General features: G+C 70.9%; 21 protein-coding genes and 2 pseudogenes. 12 read left to right on the top strand and 11 right to left on the bottom strand.

Annotation, left to right across the window (positions count from 1 at the left end):
* Window positions 1–51: 51 nt before the first annotated feature.
* A complete protein-coding gene (locus ACFWZ2_RS20810) occupies window positions 52–1,008 on the top strand; it encodes a pirin family protein (RefSeq protein WP_384547699.1) in 957 nt (318 codons plus the stop codon).
* A 46-nt stretch (window positions 1,009–1,054) separates the two neighbouring features.
* The gene (locus ACFWZ2_RS20805; protein ID WP_384547698.1) at window positions 1,055–2,092 is read left to right on the top strand and encodes an AI-2E family transporter; all 1,038 of its coding nucleotides are present in this window, start codon (window positions 1,055–1,057) and stop codon (window positions 2,090–2,092) included.
* Window positions 2,093–2,144: 52 nt separating this feature from the next.
* Here ACFWZ2_RS20805 and ACFWZ2_RS20800 read toward each other — a convergent pair whose 3' ends face one another.
* Window positions 2,145–4,340, bottom strand: coding sequence for a SpoIIE family protein phosphatase (locus tag ACFWZ2_RS20800; RefSeq protein ID WP_384547696.1), 2,196 nt, complete (start codon window positions 4,338–4,340; stop codon window positions 2,145–2,147).
* Between the two features lie 163 nt (window positions 4,341–4,503).
* On the opposite strand from ACFWZ2_RS20800, the gene aspS reads away from it, so the two are divergent.
* From aspS to ACFWZ2_RS20780, 4 genes are all read left to right on the top strand, one after another.
* Window positions 4,504–6,276, top strand: a complete 1,773-nt coding sequence (aspS, locus tag ACFWZ2_RS20795; protein ID WP_384547695.1) for an aspartate--tRNA ligase — start codon at window positions 4,504–4,506, stop codon at window positions 6,274–6,276.
* 133 nt (window positions 6,277–6,409) lie between these two features.
* The gene (locus ACFWZ2_RS20790; RefSeq protein ID WP_384547693.1) at window positions 6,410–6,940 is read left to right on the top strand and encodes a SigE family RNA polymerase sigma factor; all 531 of its coding nucleotides are present in this window, start codon (window positions 6,410–6,412) and stop codon (window positions 6,938–6,940) included.
* Window positions 6,933–7,697, top strand: coding sequence for a hypothetical protein (locus ACFWZ2_RS20785; protein WP_384547691.1), 765 nt, complete (start codon window positions 6,933–6,935; stop codon window positions 7,695–7,697). Before ACFWZ2_RS20790 ends, ACFWZ2_RS20785 begins: the two co-directional genes overlap by 8 nt.
* A gap of 56 nt (window positions 7,698–7,753) precedes the next feature.
* A complete protein-coding gene (locus tag ACFWZ2_RS20780; RefSeq protein ID WP_384547689.1) occupies window positions 7,754–8,506 on the top strand; it encodes a L,D-transpeptidase family protein in 753 nt (250 codons plus the stop codon).
* Window positions 8,507–8,521: 15 nt separating this feature from the next.
* Here ACFWZ2_RS20780 and ACFWZ2_RS20775 read toward each other — a convergent pair whose 3' ends face one another.
* Window positions 8,522–8,701: a hypothetical protein gene (locus ACFWZ2_RS20775; protein WP_362329372.1), complete on the bottom strand. Its 180-nt coding sequence runs from the start codon at window positions 8,699–8,701 to the stop codon at window positions 8,522–8,524.
* A 166-nt stretch (window positions 8,702–8,867) separates the two neighbouring features.
* Complete coding sequence (locus ACFWZ2_RS20770; RefSeq protein WP_384547687.1) at window positions 8,868–9,557, bottom strand: TetR/AcrR family transcriptional regulator; 690 nt, start codon at window positions 9,555–9,557, stop codon at window positions 8,868–8,870.
* A gap of 148 nt (window positions 9,558–9,705) precedes the next feature.
* Here ACFWZ2_RS20770 and ACFWZ2_RS20765 point away from each other — a divergent pair, with 148 nt between their 5' ends.
* A complete protein-coding gene (locus ACFWZ2_RS20765; protein WP_384547685.1) occupies window positions 9,706–11,109 on the top strand; it encodes a serine hydrolase domain-containing protein in 1,404 nt (467 codons plus the stop codon).
* Between the two features lie 64 nt (window positions 11,110–11,173).
* On the opposite strand, the gene ACFWZ2_RS20760 is transcribed toward ACFWZ2_RS20765, so the two are convergent.
* Complete coding sequence (locus ACFWZ2_RS20760) at window positions 11,174–12,049, bottom strand: NAD(P)-dependent oxidoreductase (RefSeq protein ID WP_384547683.1); 876 nt, start codon at window positions 12,047–12,049, stop codon at window positions 11,174–11,176.
* A 108-nt stretch (window positions 12,050–12,157) separates the two neighbouring features.
* Between ACFWZ2_RS20760 and ACFWZ2_RS20755 the strand changes: the two genes are divergently transcribed.
* Window positions 12,158–12,742, top strand: coding sequence for a TetR/AcrR family transcriptional regulator (locus ACFWZ2_RS20755; protein WP_384547681.1), 585 nt, complete (start codon window positions 12,158–12,160; stop codon window positions 12,740–12,742).
* Window positions 12,743–12,758: 16 nt separating this feature from the next.
* Here ACFWZ2_RS20755 and ACFWZ2_RS20750 read toward each other — a convergent pair whose 3' ends face one another.
* The 4 genes from ACFWZ2_RS20750 to ACFWZ2_RS20735 form a co-directional block, all read right to left on the bottom strand.
* Complete coding sequence (locus ACFWZ2_RS20750) at window positions 12,759–16,595, bottom strand: hypothetical protein (RefSeq protein ID WP_384547679.1); 3,837 nt, start codon at window positions 16,593–16,595, stop codon at window positions 12,759–12,761.
* Between the two features lie 91 nt (window positions 16,596–16,686).
* Window positions 16,687–16,869, bottom strand: coding sequence for a DUF397 domain-containing protein (locus ACFWZ2_RS20745; RefSeq protein WP_384547677.1), 183 nt, complete (start codon window positions 16,867–16,869; stop codon window positions 16,687–16,689).
* Window positions 16,866–17,054 carry a DUF397 domain-containing protein gene (locus tag ACFWZ2_RS20740; protein ID WP_384547676.1) on the bottom strand — a complete coding sequence of 63 codons (189 nt, stop codon included), beginning with the start codon at window positions 17,052–17,054 and terminating at the stop codon, window positions 16,866–16,868. Before ACFWZ2_RS20740 ends, ACFWZ2_RS20745 begins: the two co-directional genes overlap by 4 nt.
* Window positions 17,055–17,064: 10 nt before the next feature.
* A complete protein-coding gene (locus ACFWZ2_RS20735) occupies window positions 17,065–17,916 on the bottom strand; it encodes a helix-turn-helix domain-containing protein (RefSeq protein WP_384547674.1) in 852 nt (283 codons plus the stop codon).
* Between the two features lie 233 nt (window positions 17,917–18,149).
* On the opposite strand from ACFWZ2_RS20735, the pseudogene ACFWZ2_RS20730 reads away from it, so the two are divergent.
* The 3 genes and pseudogenes from ACFWZ2_RS20730 (at window position 18,150) to ACFWZ2_RS20720 (ending at window position 19,404) form a co-directional block, all read left to right on the top strand.
* Window positions 18,150–18,548, top strand: a pseudogene (locus ACFWZ2_RS20730) (ATP-binding protein).
* A 48-nt stretch (window positions 18,549–18,596) separates the two neighbouring features.
* Window positions 18,597–18,797, top strand: a complete 201-nt coding sequence (locus ACFWZ2_RS20725; RefSeq protein ID WP_384547672.1) for a hypothetical protein — start codon at window positions 18,597–18,599, stop codon at window positions 18,795–18,797.
* Window positions 18,798–18,810: 13 nt separating this feature from the next.
* Window positions 18,811–19,404, top strand: a complete 594-nt coding sequence (locus tag ACFWZ2_RS20720) for a Uma2 family endonuclease (RefSeq protein WP_384547670.1) — start codon at window positions 18,811–18,813, stop codon at window positions 19,402–19,404.
* A gap of 77 nt (window positions 19,405–19,481) precedes the next feature.
* Here the strand turns inward: ACFWZ2_RS20720 and metG are convergent, their stop codons facing one another.
* Both metG and ACFWZ2_RS20710 read right to left on the bottom strand, forming a co-directional pair.
* Window positions 19,482–21,101, bottom strand: a complete 1,620-nt coding sequence (metG, locus tag ACFWZ2_RS20715) for a methionine--tRNA ligase (RefSeq protein WP_384547668.1) — start codon at window positions 21,099–21,101, stop codon at window positions 19,482–19,484.
* Between the two features lie 105 nt (window positions 21,102–21,206).
* Window positions 21,207–22,172, bottom strand: a complete 966-nt coding sequence (locus tag ACFWZ2_RS20710; RefSeq protein WP_384547666.1) for a VWA domain-containing protein — start codon at window positions 22,170–22,172, stop codon at window positions 21,207–21,209.
* A 610-nt stretch (window positions 22,173–22,782) separates the two neighbouring features.
* Between ACFWZ2_RS20710 and ACFWZ2_RS20705 the strand changes: the two genes are divergently transcribed.
* Complete coding sequence (locus ACFWZ2_RS20705; protein ID WP_384547664.1) at window positions 22,783–24,873, top strand: PhoX family protein; 2,091 nt, start codon at window positions 22,783–22,785, stop codon at window positions 24,871–24,873.
* A gap of 71 nt (window positions 24,874–24,944) precedes the next feature.
* On the opposite strand, the pseudogene ACFWZ2_RS20700 reads toward ACFWZ2_RS20705, so the two are convergent.
* A pseudogene (locus ACFWZ2_RS20700) lies at window positions 24,945–25,188 on the bottom strand (hypothetical protein); the annotation flags it as partial.

Below are 25,188 nucleotides of genomic sequence, written 5' to 3'. Positions count from 1 at the left end.
GGCAGAAAGTTCTACGTTCAACTAAAGTGAGCCCACAAGGAGGTACCGAACATGCCTGCAGTGACTGTTGAGAACCCGCTGACCCTGCCCCGGGTGACGGCCCCGGCCGAGGCGACCGCGCGCCCCGTGCTCGCCGTGACCACCGCGCCGAGCGGCTTCGAGGGCGAGGGATTCCCGGTGCGCCGGGCCTTCGCGGGGATCAATTACAAGTACCTCGACCCGTTCATCATGATGGACCAGATGGGCGAGGTGGAGTACGAGGCCGGCGAGCCCAAGGGCACGCCCTGGCACCCGCACCGCGGCTTCGAGACGGTCACCTACCTGATCGACGGCACCTTCATCCACCAGGACTCCAACGGTGGCGGCGGCACCATCCGGAACGGCGACACCCAGTGGATGACGGCGGGCTCGGGCCTGCTGCACATCGAGGCGCCGCCGGAGTCCCTCGTCATGTCCGGCGGCCTCTTCCACGGCCTCCAGCTGTGGGTGAACCTGCCCGCCAAGGACAAGATGATGGACCCCCGCTACCAGGACATCCGCGGCGGCCAGGTCCAGCTGCTCTCCACCCCCGACGGCGGCGCGCTGCTCCGCGTCATCGCCGGTGAGCTCGACGGGCACGAGGGCCCGGGCATCACGCACACGCCGATCACGATGATCCACGCGACCGTGCGGCCCGGCGCCGAGGTGACGCTGCCCTGGCGCGAGGACTTCAACGGACTCGCGTACGTCCTTGCCGGACGCGGCACCGTCGGTGCCGAGCGCCGTCCGGTGCACATGGGGCAGACCGCCGTCTTCGGCGCGGGCTCCTCGCTGACCGTGCGCGCCGACGAGCGGCAGGACGCGCACGCCCCCGACCTGGAGGTCGTGCTGCTCGGCGGGCAGCCGATCCGGGAGCCGATGGCGCACTACGGCCCGTTCGTGATGAACAGTCAGGCCGAGCTGCAGCAGGCCTTCGAGGACTTCCAGAAGGGGCTGCTCGGCACCGTCCCCGCGGTGCACGGCATGTAGCCGTACATAAGGTGCGGGCTCCGCACCGCCGTGCTCGGGTAGGAGGGTGAGCACCCTTCTGCCCGAGCCCGCGCGCCGCACCGCCGCCTGGTGCGTGGTCGCCCTCCTCGTCACCGGCGTGGCCGCCGTGGGGATCTGGCTCTGCATCACCTTCAAGACGGCGGTCACCCCGGTGCTTCTCGCGCTCCTGGGGACCGCGCTCCTGGGGCCGCTGTACCGGCGCCTGGTGCGGATGAAGGTGCAGCGGTCCCTCGCCGCCGGGCTGACCTGCGCGGCCGTCGTCGCCGTCGTCGGCGGCGCCACCTACATCGTGGTCAAGGCGCTGATCGACACCGGGGACCAGATCGTCTCCTCCCTCAAGCAGGCCGCCACCGACCTCTCCAAGTACCTCGGGGCGGCGGGCACCTCGCTCGACGACATGGCGTCCAACGCCAAGGAACTGCTCGGCAAGTTCGGCGGGACCGCCGCGTCCGGGGTGATCACCGGTCTGAGCACCGTCGGCGAGATGATCGCGATGGCGGTCCTCGCGCTGCTCCTCGTCTTCTTCTTCCTGCGCGACTCCCACCGGGCGACGGACGCGCTGCGCTCGCTGGCGCCCGGCAACAGCGCCGACATCGTCGAGGCCATGGCGCGCCGCGCCTTCGAGGCCATCGAGGGCTTCATGCGCGGGACGACGATCATCGCGTTCATCGACGCGATCTGCATCACGATCGGGCTGCTGATCCTGCGCGTCCCCGGCGCCTGGGGCCTGGGCGCACTGGTCTTCGTCGGCGCCTACATCCCGTATCTGGGGGCGTTCCTGTCCGGCGCGGTCGCCATCCTGGTCGCCCTCGCCGACCGGGGCTTCGCCATCGCGCTGTGGGCCCTCGGTGTGGTGCTCGCCGTCCAGGTCCTCGAAGGCCACGTGCTCCAGCCGATGATCCAGAGCCGCACCGTGCAGATGCATCCCGCGGTGGTGATGCTGGCGATCACGGCGGGGGCGTCGGTCGCGGGCATCCTCGGCATGCTTTTGGCTGTGCCACTGACGGCGGCGGCGTTCGGGATCATCTCCGAGTTGCGCGACCGCTACGCGGGCACGGCATAGTTTTCAGAGGTGCGGGTCGTATGTGGCTGGTCGCGCAGTTCCCCGCGCCCCTTCAGGGCGCATCCCCGCCGGAGGCATCTTCGTAGAGCTCGAACCAGATGCTCTTGCCGTCGCCGCGCGGGTCCACGCCCCACGCCCCGGCGAGCAGTTCCATGAGGACCAACCCCCGCCCGGACGAGGCGAGTTCGCCGGGCCTGCGCTTGTGCGGCAGGTCGTCGCTGCCGTCCGCGACCTCGGCCCGCAGCCGGCGCGCGCCCGGCTCGCCGGTGACCTCGGCGACCAGGAGGGCGTCGCCGTCCGTGTGCACGAGGACGTTGGTGAGCATCTCCGAGACCATCAGGACCGCCGAGTCGACCTGGTCGTCGTCCGCCCAGTCGTGCAGCAGGTCCCGCAGGTGCCTGCGGGCGCCCACGATGCGCTCGGGCTCGGCCTGGGCGATGGTCAGGACCGTGCGGCGGGCGTCCGTGGGCTGCTCGGGGCGGGCCGTCCTGCTCAGCAGAAGGACCGCTATGTCGTCCTCGCGCCGGTCCGCGAGCGGGCCCGTGGTGTGGTGCGACGAGGGGCCGTGCACGGCCTGCACGAGGGTGTCGGCGAGCAGTTCGAGGCCCTCGCCCTCGCCGGTCGTGCCCTCCGTGTCGTACGCGTGGCCCTCCAGGATCGTCCTGATCCGCGCCCAGCCGCTGTCGAGGTCGTGGCCGCCGGTCTCGATGAGGCCGTCGGTGCAGATCAGCATCGTCTCGCCGGCCTCCAGGACGAGGCGGGTCGTCGGGTAGTCGGCGTCCGGGTCGATGCCGAGCGGCAGGCCGCCCGCGGTGGGGCGGAGCAGGACCGTTCCGTCGCTCATCCGTATCGCCGGTTCCGGGTGGCCCGCGCGGGCCATCTCCAGGACGCCGGTCGCGGGGTCCGCCTCGACGTACAGACAGGTCGCGAAGCGCGGGTCGTACTCGGTGGCCCCGTCCGTGCCGCTGCCGCTGGAGCCGTACGTGATGGACTCCGTGATCCCGGAGAGGAAGCGCGTCGCACGGGAGAGCACCGCGTCGGGGCGGTGCCCCTCGGAGGCGTAGGCGCGCAGGGCGATCCGCAGCTGGCCCATCAGGCCCGCGGCGCGCACGTCGTGGCCCTGCACGTCGCCGATGACGAAGGCGATGCGGCCGTTGGGCAGCGGGATCATGTCGTACCAGTCGCCGCCCACCTGGAGGCCGCCGCCGGTCGGCACATAGCGGGCGGCCACGCTCATCCCCGGGATCTTCGGGCCGAGCGTCGGCAGCATCGAGCGCTGCAGGCCCTCCGTCAGCTCCCGCTCGGACTCCGCGACACCGGCCCGGGACAGGGCCTGCGCCAGCATGCGGGCGACCGTGGTCAGGACGGAGCGCTCGTCGGGCGTGAACGAGACGGGGTACGCGAAGGCCGCCATCCACGCGCCCATCGTGCGGCCCGCGACGGTCAGCGGCAGGAACGCCCAGGACTGCCGCTGGAACTGGCTGGCCAGGGGCCAGGTCGTCGGATAGCGCCTGCGGTAGTCCTCCGGCGTGGAGAGATAGACGGCGCGGCCCGTGCGCACCACCTCGGCGGCCGGGTAGTCGGTGTCCAGCGGCATCGCGGAGAACGGCCCCTCGTCGCCGGGCTGGTGGCCGTGGTGCCCGATGATCGTCAGCCGGTCGCCCGATGCGCCGAAGACCGCGAGCCCGTCCGGCGAGAACCCCGGCATGGAGAGCCCCGCGGCGACCCTGAGCACTTCCTCCGTCGACCGTGCCTCGGCGAGCGCGCGGCCCGCGTCGAGCAGGAACGCCTCGCGGGAGCGGCGCCAGTCGCCGGTGACGGGGGTGCGGGCCGCGGTGCCGGGCGCGGGCTCGGTGACTTCCTGGAGGGTGCCGATCAGTTCGTACGCCTCGGTCGCGTCGTGCACGACGGGCTTGGAGCGGCTGCGGACGGTGCGCAGGACGCGCCGTCCCGTCTCGTCCATGATCCGCAGGCGGGCCTCGGCGAGGGTGCCCTCGGCGACGGCGAGCTGGACGGTGCCGTAGATCTCGTTCCAGTCGACCGGGTGGAAACGGGAGCGTACGCCCGCCTCTGTCAGGGTCTGGGCGCGTGCGGGCAGGCCGAGCAGGCGGGCCGCCTCCGCGTCGAGCGTGACGGTCCCCGAGGCGTTGTCCCAGCGCCACAGTCCCGTCGCGATGGCGGCCAGGACGTCCCGTACGGGAGGCAGGGAGTCGTCCCCCACCTGCGAGAGGGGATCGTCGGTGCGCATTGACCCACTTTAGGAAGATGTACAGGGAAGCCGCCACCGAGCCCCTCCGTTCCCGGCCCCGGGCGGGTGGCCCTCGTGGATATCCGGAAACCGATCTTCGACCGGACGGTAGCCTTGTGGGGGTCTGCTCTCTCCCCTATTCGCGAAGACTGGATGAACGACGATGCATCGGTACAGGTCCCACACCTGCGGCGAGCTCCGCGCCTCTGACGTCGGCACCGACGTCCGGCTGAGCGGCTGGCTGCACAATCGCCGAGACCTGGGCGGCATTCTCTTCATCGATCTCCGCGATCACTACGGCATCACGCAGCTGGTGGCCCGCCCGGGCACCAAGGCCGCCGAGGTCCTGGACAAGCTGTCCAAGGAGACCGTCGTCCGCGTCGACGGCAAGGTCGTCTCGCGCGGCGCGGAGAACGTCAACCCGGAGCTGCCCACCGGCGAGGTCGAGATCGAGGCCTCCGAGGTCGAGGTGCTCGGCGCGGCCGCCCCGCTGCCCTTCACGATCAACGCCGAGGACGGCGTGAACGAGGAGCGCCGCCTGGAGTACCGCTTCCTGGACCTGCGCCGCGAGCGCATGCACCGGAACATCATGCTGCGGTCCTCGGTCATCGCCTCGATCCGCTCGAAGATGGTGGCCCTCGGCTTCAACGAGATGGCGACGCCGATCCTCACCGCCACCTCGCCCGAGGGCGCGCGTGACTTCGTGGTCCCGTCCCGGCTGAACCCCGGCAAGTTCTACGCGCTGCCGCAGGCCCCGCAGCAGTTCAAGCAGCTGCTCATGATCTCGGGCTTCGACCGCTACTTCCAGATCGCGCCGTGCTTCCGCGACGAGGACGCGCGCGCGGACCGCTCGCCGGGCGAGTTCTACCAGCTCGACGTCGAGATGAGCTTCGTGGAGCAGGAGGACGTCTTCCAGCCCATCGAGAAGCTGATGACCGAGCTCTTCACGGAGTACGGCAACGGCCGCGAGGTCACCTCGCCCTTCCCGCGCATCCCGTTCCGCGAGTCGATGCTGAAGTACGGCAACGACAAGCCCGACCTGCGCGCCAAGCTCGAACTGGTCGACATCACCGACATCTTCGAGGGCTCCGAGTTCAAGGCGTTCGCGGGCAAGCACGTGCGCGCGCTGCCCGTGCCGGACACGGCGTCGCAGTCCCGCAAGTTCTTCGACGGCCTCGGTGACTACGCGGTCGAGCAGGGCGCGAAGGGCCTGGCCTGGGTGCGCGTCGCCGAGGACGGCTCGCTGACGGGCCCGATCGCCAAGTTCCTGACCGAGGCGAACGTCCAGGAGCTGACCAAGCGCCTCGGCCTGGAGGCCGGTCACGCCGTGTTCTTCGGCGCGGGCGAGTTCGACGAGGTCTCGAAGATCATGGGCGCGGTCCGCGTCGAGGCCGCCAAGCGCGCCGGGCACTTCGAAGAGGGCGTCTTCCGCTTCTGCTGGATCGTCGACTTCCCGATGTATGAGAAGGACGAGGAGACCGGCAAGATCGACTTCTCCCACAACCCCTTCTCGATGCCCCAGGGCGGCATGAAGGACCTGGAGGAGAAGGACCCGCTGGACATCCTCGCCTGGCAGTACGACATCGTCTGCAACGGCATCGAGCTGTCCTCCGGCGCCATCCGGAACCACGAGCCCGACGTCATGCTCAAGGCCTTCGAGATCGCGGGCTACGACGCCGAGACCGTCGAGCACGAGTTCGCGGGCATGCTGCGCGCCTTCCGCCTCGGCGCCCCGCCGCACGGCGGCATCGCCCCGGGCGTCGACCGCATCGTGATGCTCCTGGCCGACGAGCCGAACATCCGCGAGACGATCGCCTTCCCGCTCAACGGCAACGCGCAGGACCTGATGATGGGCGCGCCCACCGAGCTGGACGAGTCGCGCCTGCGCGAGCTGAACATCGCGCTCCGCAAGCCGGTGGCGGACAAGGACAAGTAGTCCTTCGTACGTCGATGAGGGGCCCGGGACCGAAAGGTTCCGGGCCTCTTTTTCTCTGCGCACGAGTTCTTCTTCGCGCACGAGTTCTTTGCGCACGAGGGCAACCCGACCGGCGTGCCACCGCGTTCCAGGGATGTGGGAGACCGAGGAGAACGGTGGCGACATGGACGGCGGCAGCGACTTCGAGGAGTTCGTCGCCGCCGCGGGGCCCCGGCTGCTGCGCGTGGCCTGGCTGCTCACGGGCGACGCGCACCTCGCCGAGGACCTGCTGCAGACGGCACTCGCCAAGGTGTGGCCCAAGTGGCACCGGATCGCGGGCGAGCACCCGGAGGCGTACGTCAGGAAGGCCCTCGTCACCACGCACACCTCCTGGTGGCGGCGGCACTGGCGGGGCGAGGTGCCGCACGGCGAACTGCCGGAGCGGGCGGGGACCTTCGACATGTACGCGAGCGTGGACCTGGAGCAGTCGCTCGCCCGCGCCGTGCGCGCGCTCCCGGCACGGCAGCGGGCCGTGGTGGTGCTGCGGTACTTCGAGGACCTGAGCGTGGCGGAGACCGCGGGGATCCTCGGCTGCACCCCGGGCACGGTCAAGAGTCAGGCGGCCAAGGCGCTGCGTACGTTGCGCGGGGTGCTGCCAACGGTGACGGGAGGCCGCTGTGACTGACGGGGCCGACGGGACGCGGGCGGCGGAGCAGGAGGAGGAGCGGGCGGAACGGGAGGAGCGGGAGCTGCGGGTGTTCCTGGAGCGTGCCGTGCCCCAGATGTCCGCGCCCCCCGACCGCATCGGCAGGGTGCGGCAGCGGGCCGCACGGAACCGCAGGCGGCGGATCGTGGCGGGCGCGGCGGCCTCGGTGGCGGGGCTCGCCCTCGCCGGGGTGCTGCTGCCGGGCCTGTCCGGGGGCGGCGGGACCGGTGCCGTACCGCCCGCGGCCACGCCACCGCCCGCCCCCGAGGCGGAACGGGCCGTCAGCTACCCGGAGTTGGACGCCCTGCGGCTGCGACTGCCCGAAGGATGGCGGGCGTTGGAGATCGGCGAGGACGCCCGGTCGAAGAGTCCGGCGACGGGCTTCGCCGGGACGCAGCGCCTCGCGCCGTACAAACAGCCGTGCCACGCGCTGGGCGCGGACGGCTGGTGCAGCCCGCTGGAGCGGCTCGACCCGGACAGGGGCATGCTGCTCGTGCTGCGGGCCGACCGGAGCGGCTCCCTCGCCAGGAAGGCGGGCGACACCCCCGAGCTCCGGGGCCGTTCGCTCACGAAGTCCTGCGTGCTCGCGGGCGGCGGGCGCAGCTACCTCGCGCTCGTGAAGTCCCCCGACCCCGATGTGGTGATCACGGCCGAACTCTGCGTGGCCGACGGCGCCACGGCACGCATCGCCGAGGCGGACGGCGTGCTCCGCTCGGCGACCTTCGCGCCTGAGTGACCGACCCCGAGTGACCCCAAGTGACCACGGCCGAGAGGCCGTTCGAGGAGACAGCCATGCCTTCTTCCGTCAAGACGTCCGTGCGCGCCTCCGTGAGCGCCGCACTGCTCCTGCTGGTGGCGGGGTGCGGGACGAGCGGTGGGGTGCGCGAGAGCGGGGCCGCGTCCGTGAGCGTGCGGGCGGCGCCGCCCGAGAGCGCCGCGCCCCGACTCCCCCGGGAGATACCGGCACTCGGCCCGAGGACCAGGGCCGCGCTACCGGAGACATCGCGCCAGGCCCTCGTGGTCACGGGTGACGCCGCCGACGACAACCGCGCGACGGCCATGCTCTACGAACGCCGGGACCGCAGGCAGGGCTGGCGGCCCGTCACCGACCCCTGGCCCGCGCACAACGCGCTGCGCGGCTGGACGGACCACCACCGCCAGGGCGACCTCAAGTCCCCCGTCGGCGTCTATGGGTTGACCGACGCGGGAGGCAGGCTCCCCGACCCCGGCACGAAGCTCCCGTACGACCGCGGAGCGGGGTTCACCGCGCGCGGCACCGGTTTCGACGGCGAGTCCCTGGCGGGCTCCTTCGACTACGTGATCGCGGTCGACTACAACCGCAGACCCGGTGTGACGCCGCTCGACTGGACCCGTCCGCTGGGCGCGGGCCGGGGCGGCGGCATCTGGCTGCACGTGGATCATGGAGGTCCGACACAGGGATGTGTGTCGCTGCCGAAGGCACGGATGAAGGAGTTGCTGCGGACGCTGGACCCGGCGGACGAGCCGGTCGTGGTGATGGGAGACGCGCAGGCGCTGGGCAGGTGAACCCGGGCGGGAGCCTCAGGCGGCGTGCGTGGGCGAGGAGTTGGCCTCGGCTTCGGCCCACTCCGTGACCAGGCGTTCGTACACACGCCGCTCGTCGGGCCTCAAGCGTCCGCCCGCACGCAGCCACAGCGCACGGATCTCCTCGTTGACCTCGTCGGCGGTGCGTCGCCGGTCGGGGGAGGGAGTCGTGGCCATGTGGTGAAGCTTACGTACGGGAATGTGAAGGCGCCGTCAATTTACGCGGGCTCTGCGCATGACTTAGCTCACCGTGATCCAATTCCGGCCGTTCTCCGTCGGCGCGTGAGCCGACCTGGCCTGTTGTGAGCCGCGGTCGGCCCTTCGGGGGCTTGAAATTGCCCCTTCAGTCCTTCGCGAGCCGCGCCGTCAGCCCGTCGAGCACACGCTGGAGGCCGTAGTCGAAGGTCTCCTCGCGGGCCTTCTCCGGGTTCTCGGTCCGCTGCTCCTGCCGCCCCGCGTCGTGGAGGCTCTCCGCGAACTCCCGCTCGGTCCTGCCGCTGCGGGCGATCAGCGACAGATACGCGGCCTCGCTGGTCGCCATCCCGATGACGTACGAGATGACGGTGGAAAGGGCCTGCTCGATCTCGTCGGCGGGGAAGCCGGCCGCGGCGTACACGGCGGCCATCCGCTCGGACATCTTCGTCACGTTCGGGCCGAGGTGGATCAGGCCGACCTGGCCGAGCACGGAGGCGACCCAGGGGTGGCGCAGGATCATCGCGCGCAGGCTGTAGGCGCTGCGGGCGGCCGCGTCGCGCCAGTCCGCGGCGCCGGTGGCGGTGGGTACCGCGAGCTCGCCGTAGACCTCGTCGACGACCAGCTCGATCAGCTCGTCCTTGTTGGCGACGTGCCGGTAGAGGGAGGTGGCGCCCGCGTCGAGGCGGGTGCCGAGCTTGCGCATGCTGAGCGATTCGAGGCCGTCCGCGTCGAGGAGCAGCACGGCCTCGGCGACGATCTGCTCCCGGCTCAGCTGCTCGCGCTGGCGGCGGGGGCGGGTCCACACCGAGGCGATCTCGGGCTTCTTTTCGGCGGGCATGGCGTCCTCCTCGTGTGTTCCTTGCGGGACCCCACCACCGTAGCGCACGCCGTGCGCATCTTGCGCACAGCGCTCTTCGTGCGTACAGTGTTCGCAACGAGAGAACGAAGTACGCACCGTCGTCGTCGCAGCACCTCGGAGGGGACTCATGTCGGAGAAGCAGACCGCGCAGCAGACCACGTTCGACCTCGCGCACTGGCAGACCAGGCTGGACGAACTGCGTGCCGCCCACCACGTGCCGGGGGCCACGCTCGCGGTCCTGGTCGACGGGGAGATCCACGAGCTGGCGAGCGGCGTGCTGAACCGCAGGACCGGCGTCGAGGTGACCACGGACTCGGTGTTCCAGTCCGGCTCGATCGCCAAGATCTACACGTCGACGCTGATCATGCGGCTCGCCGACGCCGGTGAACTGGACCTGGACGCCCCGGTGAAGGAGATCCTGCCGGAGTTCGAGACGGCCGACGAGGAGGCCACGCGCACCATCACCACCCGCCAACTCCTCTCCCACACCGGCGGGTTGACGTGCGACTTCACCTACGACGCCGGACGCGGCGACGACTGTCTCGAACGGTACGTCGAGGCCGCCAAGGGAGTGGCCCTGGACTGCCGCCCCGGCACCGCGGTCTCCTACAGCAGCCTCGGGTACAACGTCCTCGGCCGGATCATCGAGGTCCTGACCGGACAGACCTGGGACGCGGCCCTCAAGGAGCGCCTCTTCGCGCCGCTCGGCCTGGAGCGCTCCATGACGCTGCCCGAGGAGGCGCTGGCGTTCCGCACCGCGATGAGCCACCTCGGCGAGCCGGGCAAGGACCCCGACCCGGCCCCCGCCTGGGACCTGATGCCGCGCTCCGCGGGCCCCTACGGCCGCGTCCTGGTCTCCGCCGGTGACATGGCGCGCCTGGCCAAGCTGCACCTCGACGGCGGCACGGCCCCCGACGGGACCCGGCTGCTGTCCGCCGCGGCCGTCGACGAGATGCAGCGCCGGGTGGCCGACGTGCCCGACAAGTGGTCGGTCAGCGCCGACGGCTGGGGCCTCGGCTGGACCCTCTACGACTGGAACGGCGTCACGGGATACGGCCACGACGGCGCCGCGATCGGCCAGTACGGCTATCTGCGCATCGTGCCGTCGGCGGGCGTGGCCGTCGTGCTGCTCACCAACGGCGGCGGCGCGCGCGAGCTCTACGCGAGGCTCTTCCGCGAGCTGCTCGGCGAGCTTGCGGACGTCCGGATGCCCGACGCCTTCGAGCCGCCCGCCGAGGCGCCCGAGGTGGACTTCTCCCGGTACGTCGGTACGTACAAGCGGGCCGGTGTCGTCATCACCGTCTCCGAGCGGGCGGGCAGGCCGCACCTGGTCTACGAGTTCGTGGACGGCATGAAGGACTTCTCGCCGCCGCTGGACGTCGAGCTGTACGCCGTGACGGAGTCGGCCTTCGCGGGGACCGGCGCGGGCCCGTCCTTCAGCGAGGGCTACATGCCGGTGGTCTTCTCGACGCTGCCCGACGGCACGGAGTACTGCTACATCGGGATGCGGGTGGCGCCGAAGGTCTCCTGACGCCCGGTGCCGGGCCCGCCCGCGCGACGCTGCGGCTCGCGCGGGCGGGGCAGGCCGTGTCCGGTCAGCTCTTCCTGATCAGCTCGACGGCGCGGCTGAAGCTGTCCGCGCCGTGGCCCGCCGCCACCACGCGGCGGAAGATGTCGTGCACGGCCTCCGGGAACGCGGTGTCCACGCCCGCGTCCGCCGCCGTGTGGACGACGTGCTCCATGCTGGCGAGCCCCATCGAGGTCCGGTCCACCTCGCCGGTGTGAATGCCCTCGTCGATGCGCGAGGCGTAGAAGTCGATGAAGTGCCCCATGCCCGCGAAGTTCTCGGTGACGTACGGGGCGATCTCCGTGGCCTTGATGCCGTGCGCACCGGCCACGGCGACGGCCTGCCAGTAGGCGATCATCGCGGGCCAGAAGATGAACATGTTCAGCTGGTACATCAGCGCGGCCAGGCCCTGGTCCTCGCCCCGGTAGTCCGACTTCCCGGTGATGACCTCAAGGGTCGCGCGGTGCTTGTCGTACGCCTCGCGCGGGCCGCTGTAGAACGTCGACGTGTCAGGGGTGCCGATCAGCGGCGGCGGGCACAGGACGCCGCCGGTGAGGTGCGTGCCCCCGAGGTCCGTCACCCAGCGGGCTCCTGCCCGCGCCTTCTCCGGGGTGTCCGAGCTGAGGTTCACCAGGGTGCGGCCCGCGACGGCGTCCTTGGCGGGTTCGAGGATCGCGTACATCGCGTCGAAGTCGGTGAGGCTGAGGATCGTCAACTCATTGGCGGCCAGGGCCTGTTCGACGGTGGGGGCGAGGGTGGCGCCGCGGGCCACGAGGGCGTCGGCGCGGGCGGGGGTGCGGTTCCAGAGGGTGACCTCGTAGCCCCGGTCGAGGTAGGCGGCGGCCATGGCCTGGCCCATGGGGCCGAGCCCGATGACGGTGACGGACTGCGCTGCGGAAGGCATGCGTGACTCCAGAGGGTTACTAGAACGATCGCTCTATCTAGTGCGTGGGGACAACGTAGCACGGCTCTAGAACGAACGCTCTAACCAATGACGGGTAAGCTGGCGCACATGGCCGAGAAGACCGCTCCCAGCACCCGCGACCGGATCGTCGTCGTCGCCGCACGCCTCATCCAGCGGCAGGGCTACGTGGGCACCGGCATCAAACAGATCGCCAAGGACGCGGAGGCCACGCTCGGCTCCGTCTACCACTTCTTCCCCGGCGGCAAGGAAGCCGTCGCGGTCGCCGCGATCACCTACAGCGCCGAGGAGTTCGCGGAGGTGCTGCGCGAAGGGCTGGCGGGTGACGGCGACCCCGGGGCGGCCATCGAGGAATGCGCCGCCCAACTCGCCGTCGCGCTGCGGGAGTCCGGCTGGACCGACGGCTGCCCGGTCACCGCCGCTGCCCTGGAGACGCTCGGCACCGACTCCGAGATCCAGCGGGTCTGCGCCGACGCGCTGCGCGGCTGGGAGCGGATCGTCGAGGAGCGGCTGCTCGCGTCCGGGTTCGGCCCCGCTGACGCGCGGGAGGTGGCGACCACCGTCATCAGCGCGCTGGAGGGAGCCGAGGTGACGGCCCAAGTCGCCAGGAGCGAGGAGCCGTTGCGGTCGGCGGGGCGGCAGTTGGCTCGGCTCGTGGGGTCGTACGGGGGCTGAGTCGGGCCATCGGCCTTCAGTAAGCCGTCAGGCGGGGCCAGATCTCCGGTGTCGTGAGGACGTCGAGGGTGGTGGGGTCGGCGTGGAGGAGCGCGGGGAGGGCTGTGATCCAGTCGCCGTGGTGAACGGCCAGGGCCGCGGCCTTGGCCGCCCGCTCGGGAGGGAGCGCCAGGGCGAGCGCCGCGCACGCGGTGGCGGTCGTCCGTGGGGACGTCGGGACGGACTGGGCCAGGGATTCCGCGCGGGCTATGTCGCCGGATTCGGCGAGGGCTTCGACAAGGCCGGAGAGGGAACTGCCCGCGTCGTCGAGTGCGCCGGTACGTCCCTGGACATAGCTCTCGGCGCGGGCGCCCTGGCCGGTGGCGACGAGGGCCCGGGCGAATCGCGCGGACTTCCCTTCGTCGTAGTCGAGTTGGCCGCTCCGCTCGGCCCGGTCGAGCAGGGCGGTCGTGGTCTCGTGGTCGCCGAGGGCGTACGCGGCACGGGCGGTCGCCGTGAGCGTGTCGCAGTTGTTCGAGGGGGCGGGGGCCGGTGCCGACAGGAGTTCTCGGTAGAGCTCGTCGGCCCGCTCCCTCCGGCCGTCCTTCGCGAGGCTTTCGACGATCGCGGCCAACATCTCCAGGCCGAGGTCGGTGGTGGGGGAGGCGGCTCGGACCAGGGAGACCGAAAAGTCGAACTCACCCCGCGCGGCATGGTCCTTGGCCAGGCCCATGCGGCAGTGCTCGCGGCTCTGCTCCTTGGAGAGACCAGGGACCAGCGCGTGGGCGAGGCGGGGCTGCCCCGAGGCTGCCAGTTTCCGGATGACGGTCATCAGCCAGAGGTCGGCGCTGGTCCCTGACGGGGCGGCTGCCACCATCCCGAGTACGCGCTCGAACTGCCGGACAGCGGTGAGCGCCCGGGCCACGGCGTTGTACTGCACGGTGATGCGAGGACTCCGGAGCGGGCCCGGGGACGGGGGCAGCCGCTCCTCGATGCCGTCGAGGAGCGTGAGTGCCCGGTCGTCGTGGCCCGCCTTGGCCAGGGCGGTGGCCACGGCGGTCCGGTCTCGGAGCTCGGAGAGCAGGGGGGAGGCGTCGCGGTAGCCGGACTCGGCCTGGGTGAGGACGGTCTCCGCCTCCTCGGCGCGGCCGCCCGCCGCGAGGTCGCGCGCGACCGCGGCCAGGCCCACCGCCCGCCAGGTCCAGTCGGGGATGGTGGCCGCCAGACTCCGCGCGGGGTCCTGCTGCCCCACGGCCAGCAGGACCTTGCACTGCCAGACGAGGTCCAGGGGCTCGGGTGCGGCCCCGTCCAAGGACTCGGCGAGGTCGAGCGCCCGGGCGTGCTGCCCGGCGGTGGCCAGGGCCAGGGAAACGGGTCCGAGTACTTCCCGTCGGTCGGTGAGGCGCCGGGCGGCGCGCGCGGCGTCCTCGTGACGCCCCTGCTCTGTCAGGGACTCGCAGAAGGCCCGAGTCATGGCGTGACTGCCCGCGTGCCCGGTGGCGATGTCCTCGGCCAGCCGCAGCGCGCGGTCGCACTCCCCGGCCCGCGCGAGGGCCAGGGCGATCGGCGCGCGGTCGGAGCCGTGGGGGAAGGCGCGGGCCATGGTCTCGGCCTCGGCGTGGTGGCCGGTGGCGATCAGCACCAGGCACGTGTCGTACTGCATCCGGACGTCGTCGGTGAGGGCGGCGCGTGCGATGGCGAGGGGGAGTGTGGGGGTGGAGGCGGGGGTGGGTTCCGGTGTGGGTGTGGTGGTGGGTGTGGCGGTGGATGCCGGGGTGGACGGGGTGGTGGATGCCGAGGCGGACGTGGTCGTGGGTGCTGCTGGGCCGACTCCCGCCGCGACGCCCGGCAGTACCAGCGCCAGCGCGCCGCCGACGTCCCCGCGACCGGCGAGTACCAGGGCGATCTCCGTGTGCGCGGCATGCGCGATGCGTCGGCCGGCGGCCGACGGGGAGCCCGCCAGGCCCACGCCTGTGAGCCCTTCGGCGAACGCGACGCCGCGTTCGTACGCGCCGAACTCCGCGTAAGCCCGGGCGATCCGCCGCAGTATGCCGACGGAGCGGTACGGCGCGCGTCGGCCCACGGCTTCCTCCGCCTTGCCGAAGAGCTTGTCGGCCCGCTGGTGCTCGCCGCCCTTCGCCGCACCGGCGGCCGCCGTGAGCAGCCCCAACGCGCGTACGTAGATGCTCTCGGCCCGCTCCGTGAACGCCTCGGCCCGGTCGTGCCACCCCTGTTCCGCGAGTGCGGTCGTGACGAGCGGAACGACGCTTTCCAGTACGGCGGACGAGGTGATGGTGGCCGCGAGGGCCGTCGCCCGCTCCAGCTCGCCCCAGCGGAGCCACGTCTCCACCAGGTTCTTGAAATGCCATGGTTCGACGCCCTGTTGGTCAAGACGACGGATCGCGGCCTCCGCGTGCCGCAGCACCTCGGCGGCGCGCTCGCCGTCCCCGCGGTGGCGGAGCGCCTCGGCGACCGCGATGAGGGTGCTGACCCGGCCCTCCAGACTCGGAATGCTGAGCGCGAGCGCCTCCGCACGGTCGGCGTACCCCAACGCCGCCCAAGCCTCGGGGAGTTCACGCGGTATCGCGGCGTTGCGCCGCCGCAGGATGTGCCGCTGCACGGCGAGCCGCAGCAGGTCGGGCAGCGGATGCCCGCCCGCCTCCACGATCGCCTCCTCCCCCGCCCGGATCTCCGCGAGGGTGGCCACGTCGCCGCCGGTGTCGCCGTACAGCCGCTCGTGCCGGGACGGGTCCGTGGCGAGGGCGACGACGCGGGGGATGTCCGCGCGCTCGCGCAGCATCGCGAAGTAGCCGCGCAGCAGATAGGGCGGGGTCCGCGCGGGCCACCCGCTCGCCTGGTACTCGGCGGCCCAGGCGTGCAGCCGCTCCCGGTACTGCCCGAGCGTCGCCTCGCCGATCAACCACCTTGCCTGGAGGTGCAGTTCCTGGTGCGCAAGGAGGTATGCCCCCTCGCGCACCTCGAAGGTGCGGCCCGACGCCGTACGCAGTACGTCCTGAAGCCGGAAGGGCGCCGCTCCGGTCAGCTCGGCGAGATCGTCGAGACTGAGACCACCGCCCGCGGCGGTGAGCAGCCCGAGCGCGTCGAGGTGGTCTCCGCCCGCCCGGAACAGCCGCCCCAGCTCCTGCTCGGCAGAGCTGCGGACGGCCCCGGCCCACGCGGAGGGCGCCAACTCCCTTACGGCGCACGCCGCGCGCAACGGATGCCCCTCGGGCACATCCGCCGGGACCGGCGGGTTGGCCCGCCCCGCGACGACAACCCGCAGCTTCTCGTACGGAACCCGGGCCACAAGGCCCGCCACACTGTGCGCGTCGGGCCCGTCCGTCACCCCCCGATCCTCATCAAGCCCATCGACGAGCAGCACAAGCCGCTCCCCGCGCCCCTCGCACTCCTCCACGGCCCGCCCGAAGAACCGCAACAGATGCGCCTCCCGGGTGGCCTCGGTCAGCTGCGGCGGAACCGGCTCACCCACAAGCTCGGCAAGCTGCTCAAGTACGACATCCACGAAGGCGCTTCGGTCGTTCTGGGCGGCCAGGCGGGCGGTGATGAAGAAGGGGACGACGCGGACGCCCTCGGGCGGGTGCAGCGCGAACCACGCGAGCAGGGCGCTCTTTCCGGCCCAGGGGCCTGCGCGCCACCAGGCGAAGGAGTGCTCGCCCGCGCCTTGGCAGAAGGCGGCAAGTTCCGTCAACTCCTCGTCACGGTCGTGGAGTTGGGTGGGCGCGATGTTCCGTACGTGCTCCCAGTAGGCGGAGCGGGCGGGCCCGGCGGAGCCGCCGTAGAGGGTGACCGGACCGTTGAAGGTACGCCCCTGTACGGCGATGCCTTGCCGCCCGCCGGAGATCGAGTTCTCCACGCCACCATCGGTACCGCCGCTCACAAGCCCTCCACCCGACAGGACGTCTGTGCGCACCAGGGTAGGGGGCGGGTCCCGGGGCCCGCCCGGCTCAGCGCTCGCTCGCCTTGAGGGTGCGGATGAGGCTGGCCAAAGTCGCGGGGGTGGTGTGCAGTTCCTCGGCGGGGGTGTCGCTTTCGCGGAGGTGGATGTGGCTGTTGGTGCTGGCGAGTTCGACGCAGTTGTTGCCGTCTCCTCCACCGGAGAAGGAGGACTTCTGCCAGGTTCTGCTCATTGCTCGCTCTCCTTGAGGGTGCGCAAGAGGCTGGCCAAGGTCGCGGGGGTGGTGAGGAGTTCGGTGGTGGGGGTGTCGCTTTCGCGTATGTGGATCTGCGGGCCGGTGACGGCCAGTTCCACGCAGGTGTTGCCGTCACCGCCGTCGGAAAAGGTGGATTTCTGCCAGTGCAGAGCCAGGGTCATTGGGTGCGCCTCACAGTTCCTTCGACAAACGATGGATGAAGTCCCGCGACGCCGTGGGATCGAGCGACGCTTTCTCCACCTTACGGAACAATGTTCGAAGCTGATTCAGCTGCGGTTCGGCATCGATGAACGCGGTGCCAGTGGGGGCATCCCGTAGTCCGGTGTCCAGTTGGGGTACCGGGCCGCCGGTGTACATCATCGAGGCTCCAGCTCCGGCGAATCCGTCTTGGTCGGTGGGGACAACGCGTACCGTCGCGTGGTCGCCCTCGATTTGATCCAGAATTTCGCGGAGTTGTGCGCGAGCAACATGGCGGTCGGACACACGGATGCGTAGGGCGAATTCGTGGATGACCGTCTCGTACGGGGTGGGGCTGTCCCCCTCGATCACGGCTCTGCGTCTCATCCGGTGTTCCACGCGCGGGTCGAGCTCGCTCGCAGGTAGCCCCGGGACCATGTACGAGTAGATCGCCCGGGCGTAGTCCGCTGTCTGCAGAAGACCCGGGACGTGTGTGATGACCACCTCGCGAAGGAATGTCGCGTGGTGCTCCAACTCGGCGACGTCAAGGAATACCGGTGGGAGTACTCCGCGGTACTCCTCCCACCAACCCCGGGTGCGGTCGGTCGCCATTGCCTTCAAGGCGTCGATCAGAGCCTCGTCCGCGCAGGTGTAATGGGCGGCGAGGCGGTGTACGCGTTCGGCGCTCACGCCTGCGACGCCGGACTCGATCTGGCTCATCTGCACCGAATCGGCCCCGAGCAGAGCGGCGGCTTCCCGAGCCTTCATGCCTGTCGCCTCGCGCAGTTTGCGCAGCTCGGCCCCCAGTCGGACCCTGCGGGCAGTCAGGTGCCTCTTTGGCGGCATGAACTTCTCCTCGTCCCAACTACCGGGTGTAGGTACCCCGTTCGGGGGTCAGAGTACGGCAACGGCTTGCAACTTCCTAAAGTTAGGAAATACCGTCAGTGACGCGTCGCACACGCTGCGAGAACCGGGACCCCGGAAGCGCACCACCCCGTCATGCCATGACGAGGGTGCCACTGCCACCGCCCAGAGCCCGCCGCGTCCGGTAACTCCCCCCTGCCAACAGGAGTTCTCGCATGCCTGCAAGCGAACCCTGGGAGTACACCCTGTACATCCCCCACGACCTCCGCGCCGTCACGATCTGCCGCCGGTCCCTCCGCCTCATGCTCACCCTCCACTGCCTGCCCCAACTCTCCGACGTCGCCGAGCTGTTGGCGACGGAGCTGGTGTCCAACGCCGTACGCCACACCAAGGGCCCCGCCGCCCTCCGCGTCCGCTACGCCGACGGAGTCCTCCGCATCGGGGCGTGGGACGCCGACCCCACACCACCGGCCCCGCCTCCACGCGTCGCCGCCGTCGGCGCTGAGCAGGGCCGGGGCCTCGACCTCGTACGGGCCTGCGCCGACGGCTAGGGCTGGTACCCCGTGGCCACCGACTCCGGGAAGTACGTCTGGTGCGAACTCTGCGCCGCTTAGCTCGTTGACCGGGGGCTGGTGGACCCCCGGGCGGAGGTTAGGGCGCTGTTGGCCGAGGAGCGAGCCAAGGTCATCCTGTGCACCATCGACCTGCGCGGCATCGAGCTGTCGGAAGAGGACCGGGAGCGCGTGCGGTCCTGTGACGACCTGGACCGGCTCGCGGTGTGGCTCGACCGGGCCTACGAGGTGAAGGACGCTGCCCGCTGTCCTGAGCGGACGGACAGCGAAGTGGCCACCGCCGCGCCCTGACCTCGTAATGTGGATGGCGTACCTGAACCCGGCGGAGGCCGTCGTGATGAAGAAGAACCAGCTCATCGAGATGTGGCACGAGCTTGAGGTGCCGGACGGTCTGCACGTCGAGCTGCTCGACGGTGAGCTTGTGATGCAGGCCAACCCCGGGCACCTGCACGACCTGCCCGGACGCAGTCTCGTACGGCACACACCCGAACCCTTCGAGGCGTGGTCGGAGCGAGGGGTGCTGGTGGCCGACGACTACCGGCCGCGCGCGGATGCCGTCATCATCCGTGGCGAGGATCGGCCCGCCGATGACGCGGAGTCCGACTGGCCCGCGCAGATCGTGCTCGCCGTGGTCGAGACCGTCTCCACGACGCGTACGGCGATCAAGCGGGACTGGGAGGACAAACGGGAGCGGTATGCGGGCGTCGGCATCCCGGTGTACCTGATCGTCGATCCGAACGATGCCACGTGGCATCTGCTGCAGCTCGACGGGAGGCATTACGTCGAGACGGGCAAGGGGATCTTCGGTCAGCCCATCACGCTGCCGGACCCGATGGGGTTCACGCTGCAGACGACCGGCTGGCATCCGTACGGGCAAGGAGACGCGGCCTCGGTCTGAGGCAGGGGGTGGGTACGCCCGAGGGGCCAGGAATCGCACAGGTTCCTGGCCCCTCGGGCGTACGTGCGTGTCGGTGCCTACGCCTGCTTCGGCTCCTCCAGGCGCGGGAAGAGCACCGCGCCCTTCGTGACCGTCGCACCGGCGGGGAGCTGGCCCCAGGTGCCGGCGGTCTGGACGTTCTGGGCGGCGAGGGCGCCCAGCGGGGCCTCGGCGCCGAGGGAGTCCCAGAGCTTCTGGGAGGTCTCGGGCATGATCGGGTTGAGGAGGACCGCCACGGCGCGCAGCGACTCGGCGGCCGTGTAGAGGATCGTCGCCAGACGGGCCTTGCCCTCCGGCGAATCGTCCTTGGCGACCTTCCACGGCTCCTGCTCCGTGATGTAGCCGTTGACCTGCTTCACGAAGGCGAAGATCGAGAGGATGCCGGACTGGAAGTCCAGGTCCTCGCCGATCGCGCGGTCGGCGTCGGCGACCGCCTTCGCGAGACCGTCCTTGACTGCCTGCTCGGCGTCGCCGTCGGCCTGCGCGGCAGGCAGCTCGCCGCCGAAGTACTTGCCGACCATCGCCGCGACGCGCGACGCCAGGTTGCCGTAGTCGTTGGCGAGCTCGCTCGTGTAGCGGGCGGTGAAGTCCTCCCAGGAGAACGAGCCGTCGCTGCCGAACGCGATCGCGCGCAGGAAGTACCAGCGGTACGCGTCCACGCCGAAGTGCGAGGTCAGGTCCTGCGGCTTGATGCCCGTCAGGTTCGACTTCGACATCTTCTCGCCGCCGACCATCAGCCAGCCGTTGGCCGCGATCTTGCCGGGGACCGGCAGGCCCTGCGCCAGCAGCATCGCGGGCCAGATCACCGCGTGGAAGCGGAGGATGTCCTTGCCGACCAGGTGCACGTTGGCCGGGAACGTCTCGTCGAATTTGGCCTGGTTCGCGCCGTAGCCGACCGCCGTGGCGTAGTTCAGGAGGGCGTCGACCCAGACGTAGATGACGTGCTTGTCGTCCCAGGGGACCTTCACGCCCCAGTCGAACGTCGAGCGCGAGATCGACAGGTCCTGAAGGCCCTGCTTGACGAAGTTCACGACCTCGTTGCGCGCGGACTCGGGCTGGATGAAGCCCGGGTTCGCCTCATAGAGGGCGAGGAGCTTGTCGCCGTACTCGCTGAGCTTGAAGAAGTAGTTCTCCTCCTTGAGGAGTTCCACGGGCTTCTTGTGGATCGGGCACAGCTTGGTGCCGTCCTCGTCCTCGATGAGGTCGCCCGGGAGCTTGTACTCCTCGCAGCCCACGCAGTACGGGCCTTCATACCCGCCCTTGTAGATCTCGCCCTTGTCGTAGAGATCCTGGACGAACTCCTGCACGCGGTCGGTGTGACGCTTCTCCGTCGTACGGATGAAGTCGTCGTTCGCGATGTTCAGGTGCTCCCAGAGGGGCTTCCAGGCCTCGGTGACGAGCTTGTCGCACCACTCCTGGGGGGTGACGTCGTTCGCCTCGGCCGTGCGCATGATCTTCTGACCGTGCTCGTCCGTGCCGGTGAGGTACCACACCTTCTCGCCGCGCTGACGGTGCCAGCGCGTGAGCACGTCCCCTGCAACGGTCGTGTAGGCGTGGCCCAGGTGAGGAGCGTCGTTTACGTAGTAGATGGGGGTCGAGACGTAGAACGCCTTCGCGTTCTCGTCCGCTCCCTGCTTCTCGGATCCAGTGGCCGCCATGGTCGAAATCCTAACGGCCGGATGAAGATCGACTCACATCGATTCCAGGGGGTGGACCGGCGCCCACCCCCTGTTCACCCGGCCTGGCCCCGGCCCCGGCCCCGACTACGGGCGCCAGGACGCCAGCAGGCCCTCGTACAGCTCCTTGTCCGTGAGCTCGCGCGGGGACGGGCCCGCGTGGAAGAAGGCGGCGTTGTCCGCGGACAGCTTGCGGAGATAGTCGAAACCCTTCGCCTCGTGCTCGCCGAACGCGACGAACTGGAAGAAGAGGGGGTGCGAGGCGGCGTCCTTCAGGGCCTGCGTCGCCACGCCCTTCGTGTCCGGCGGGCCGTCCGTCTGGAAGATCACCAGGGCCGGATCGCCCTTGTGGTCCGACTTCTCGTAGTGGGCCACGACCTCCTCGATCGCCCGGTGGTAGCTCGTGCGGCCCATGCGGCCCGCCGCCGCGTGCAGCTCGTCGACGCGGCCCTCGTGCTCGGGGAGCGTGAGGGTGCCGGTGGCGTCGATGTCGGTGGAGAAGAAGACGACGTGAACGGTGGCTTCGGGGTCCGTGTGGGCGGACAGGGCGAGGACCTGCTCGCCCAGGCTCTGGGCGGAGCCGTCCTTGTAGTACGGGCGCATGGAGCCGGAGCGGTCCAGGACGAGGTACACGGGGGCGCGGGTTCCGGTGAGCCCGTTCTTCTTCAGGGCTGCGCCCGCGGCCTTGTAGGCGGCCGCGAGGGCGGGGGCCTTCGCCTTCACCTTGGCGGCGGAAGTGGCGGGCTTTCCTTGGGCCGGAGCTTGCGCCTGCGGCTCGGGCTGGGCGTCGGCCTCCGGCTCGGGCTGGGCGGCTACGGGCTGAGCGTCGGCCTCCGGCTCGGGCTGGGCGGCTACGGGCTGAGCCTGCGGCTCGGGCTGGGCGTCCGGCTCCGGGGTGCGGTCAGCCTGCGGCTCGGGCTGGGCCTCCGGCTCCGGCGCCGGGGCGCGGTCAGCCTCGACCGGCTGGACGCCCTCGTCCTCGGCCCCCGGCGACGTGGGCTGTGCCCACCCTTCCCCAAGCTCTCGGCTTCGCTCGAGCAGGGGAGACCCCACTCGCCCAGCGGGACGATTGCCCACAGCGGTAGCGGCCTCGTCCAGTTCCGGTTCCGGCTTCGGCTCGGTGCTCGGCGCCGGAACCGCAGCAGCAGCGGCCTCGTCCGGTTCCGGCGACGGGGACGGGACCGTGATGTTGTCGAAGGCCGCGGCCACCAAGTCGTCGACCGGGGAGGAGGGGGCCGGTTCTGGGCTGGGGGAGGGGAGTTTGGCTTTGGGGGCGGGGGAGGGGTCCGGCTCCGGGGACGGAGAGGGAACCGTTGCGGCCTGCGCGGGCTCCCGTTCCTGCGAAGACGCAACCGCTCCCTTGCGTGACCGTCCGAACGCGTTCCGCAGGCGGTTCAGAATGCCCATGTGCGCAACCCTTCGCGTGAGTTGATTCCCGAAAATCCCTGGCCAGGGCGGACACGTAAGGTTAGCCGCCGCCCGGGGTGATCTTGGGCAGGGTCGCCCACCGTCACCCTCCCGAACCACTCCGCGGGCCAGCCTGACGCCAACTCCCTGCCGTGTGCCACGGATTCACCCCCCGTTCACTTTCCGGCCGTCGCCCTGCCGAATGCCGCTCATAGCGTCACGGCGAAAACAGGCCACGCCACACGACGGAGGACCCGTGCGCACACTGCTGCCGATCATCACCTCGCATCAGGGGAGCGGCGGCCGTTCCGCCCTGACGTGCCGTTTCCGTTGCGGTGACGCCTGTTTCCAGGAGGTGCCGAACACCAGCGAGAACGAGTACGTCGGCGATGTCATCGCCGGTGCGCTCAGCCGCCGTTCGATGATGCGCGCGGCCGCCGTCGTGACGGTCGCCGCGGCCGCGGGCGGCACGGCCATAGCGGGGCCGGGGGTGAGCGAGGCGGCCGCCGCCGCGCCCGCCGGCCGGCAGGGCGGGAAGGGCCGGGCGGCGCGCGGGCTGCGGTTCTCGCCCGTCGCGCCCAACACCGCCGACACCGTCACCGTCCCCGCCGGGTACGCGCAGAACGTCGTGATCCGCTGGGGCGAGCCGATCCTGCGGGGCGCGCCCGCCTTCGACGCGGACAAGCAGAGCGCCAAGGCGCAGGCCGGTCAGTTCGGCTACAACAACGACTTCCTGAGCCTGCTGCCGCTGCGCCGCGAGCACGGGCGTCAGGTCCTCGTGGCCAATCACGAGTACACGGACGAGATCCTGATGTTCAAGGGGTACGACCCCGAGAACCCGACCCGCGAGCAGGTCGAGATCGCCTGGGCGGCCCACGGTCTCTCCGTCGTCGTGGTCGAGGGCGAGCGGAGGAGCGGGAAGCTGCGCGCCGTCTCCCGGCACCAGCTCAACCGGCGGCTCACCGCCACCAGCCCCTTCCGGCTCTCCGGCCCGGTGCGCGGCAGCGAGCTCGTGCGCACGAAGGCCGATCCGCGCGGCGCCACCGTCCTCGGCACGCTCAACAACTGCTCGGGCGGCACCACCCCTTGGGGCACGACGCTGCACGGCGAGGAGAACTTCAACCAGTACTTCGCCAACGCGGAGAAGGTCACCGACCCGACGGCCGCCGCCCGCCTGAAGCGGTACGGCGTCGTCGGCGCCGCATCCGAACGCAAGTGGGAGCGGTTCGACGACCGCTTCGACCTGGCCAAGGAGCCCAACGAGGCCAACCGCTTCGGCTGGGTCGTCGAACTCGACCCGTACGACCCGGAGTCGACGCCGCGCAAGCGCACCGCGCTGGGCCGTTTCAAGCACGAGGCCGCGCAGCCGCGTCTGACGCACGACGGCCGTCCGGTGGTCTACATGGGCGACGACGAGAAGTTCGACTACTTCTACAAGTTCGTCAGCAGCAAGCGCGTCGCCAAGGGGACGTCGCGGGCCGCGCACGAGCACAATCTGACGCTCCTCGACGAGGGCACGCTGTATGTCGCCAAGCTCACCGGCGACTCCCCCGCGGCCGAGATCGACGGCACCGGCAAGCTGCCCGCCGACGGCGAGTTCGACGGCAGCGGCACCTGGATCCCGCTCGCCACCGCCGGGCCCGGCGGCAAGGCCGTCTCGCACGTCGAGGGCATGACCGCCGAAGAGGTGTACGTCTTCACGCGGCTCGCCGGTGACAAGGTCGGGGCGACCAAGATGGACCGGCCCGAGGACATCGAGCCGTCGCCGCACACCGGCAAGGTGTACGTCGCGCTGACGAACAACTCCGACCGCGGCAAGGCGGGCAAGGCCGGTGCCGACGAGGCCAACCCGCGCAACCTCAACAAGCACGGCCAGATCCTGGAGCTGACCGAGCGCCGCAACCGGGCGGAGGCCACCAGCTTCGGCTGGTCGCTGTTCCTCGTCGCCGGTGACCCGGAGGACCCGGCGACGTACTTCGCGGGCTTCCCCAAGGACCGGGTCTCCCCGATCTCCTGCCCGGACAACGTCGCCTTCGACCCGCACGGCAATCTGTGGATCTCCACCGACGGCAACCAACTCGGTTCGCACGACGGGCTGTTCGGGGTGGCAACGCGGGGCGAGCGGCGCGGTGAGCTCAAGCAGTTCCTGACGATGCCGACCGGCGCCGAGACCTGTGGGCCGCTCGTCCAGGACCGGCGCGTGCTCGTCTCCGTGCAGCACCCGGGTGAGGTCGACGGGGCCTCGGTGGAGAAGCCCGCGAGCGCCTGGCCGGACGGTCCCGGCAGGATCGTCCGTCCTTCGGTCGTGTCCGTGTGGCGCGAGGACGGCTGCGACATCGGCGTCTGACCGTACGTACGGAGAAGGGGCACCCCGCCGGTGCGGGGTGCCCCTGTCACGTACTGCTGCGGCCGGTCCGGTCAGCCGTTCTGCTTGCGGCGGTACAGCGCGAAGCCGAGGCCTGCCGCGCCGAGGGCCGCCATGCCGCCGCCCGCGGCGACCAGCGGGACGTCGTCGGAGGACGAGGCGGGGGTGACGCCGTCGGCGCCGGCCTTGACGCCGCCCTTCGGGACGACCTGGTGGGAGTCCTTCTTGGGCTGCGGCTTCTGGCCCTCGACCCAGGACTTGATGGTGCCGTCGGGGTTCAGGGTGACGTGCAGGCCG

Source organism: Streptomyces sp. NPDC059002 (genome assembly GCF_042740435.1).
Taxonomy (GTDB): Bacteria; Actinomycetota; Actinomycetes; order Streptomycetales; family Streptomycetaceae; genus Streptomyces.
This window is presented reverse-complemented; position numbering and strand designations above follow the sequence as displayed.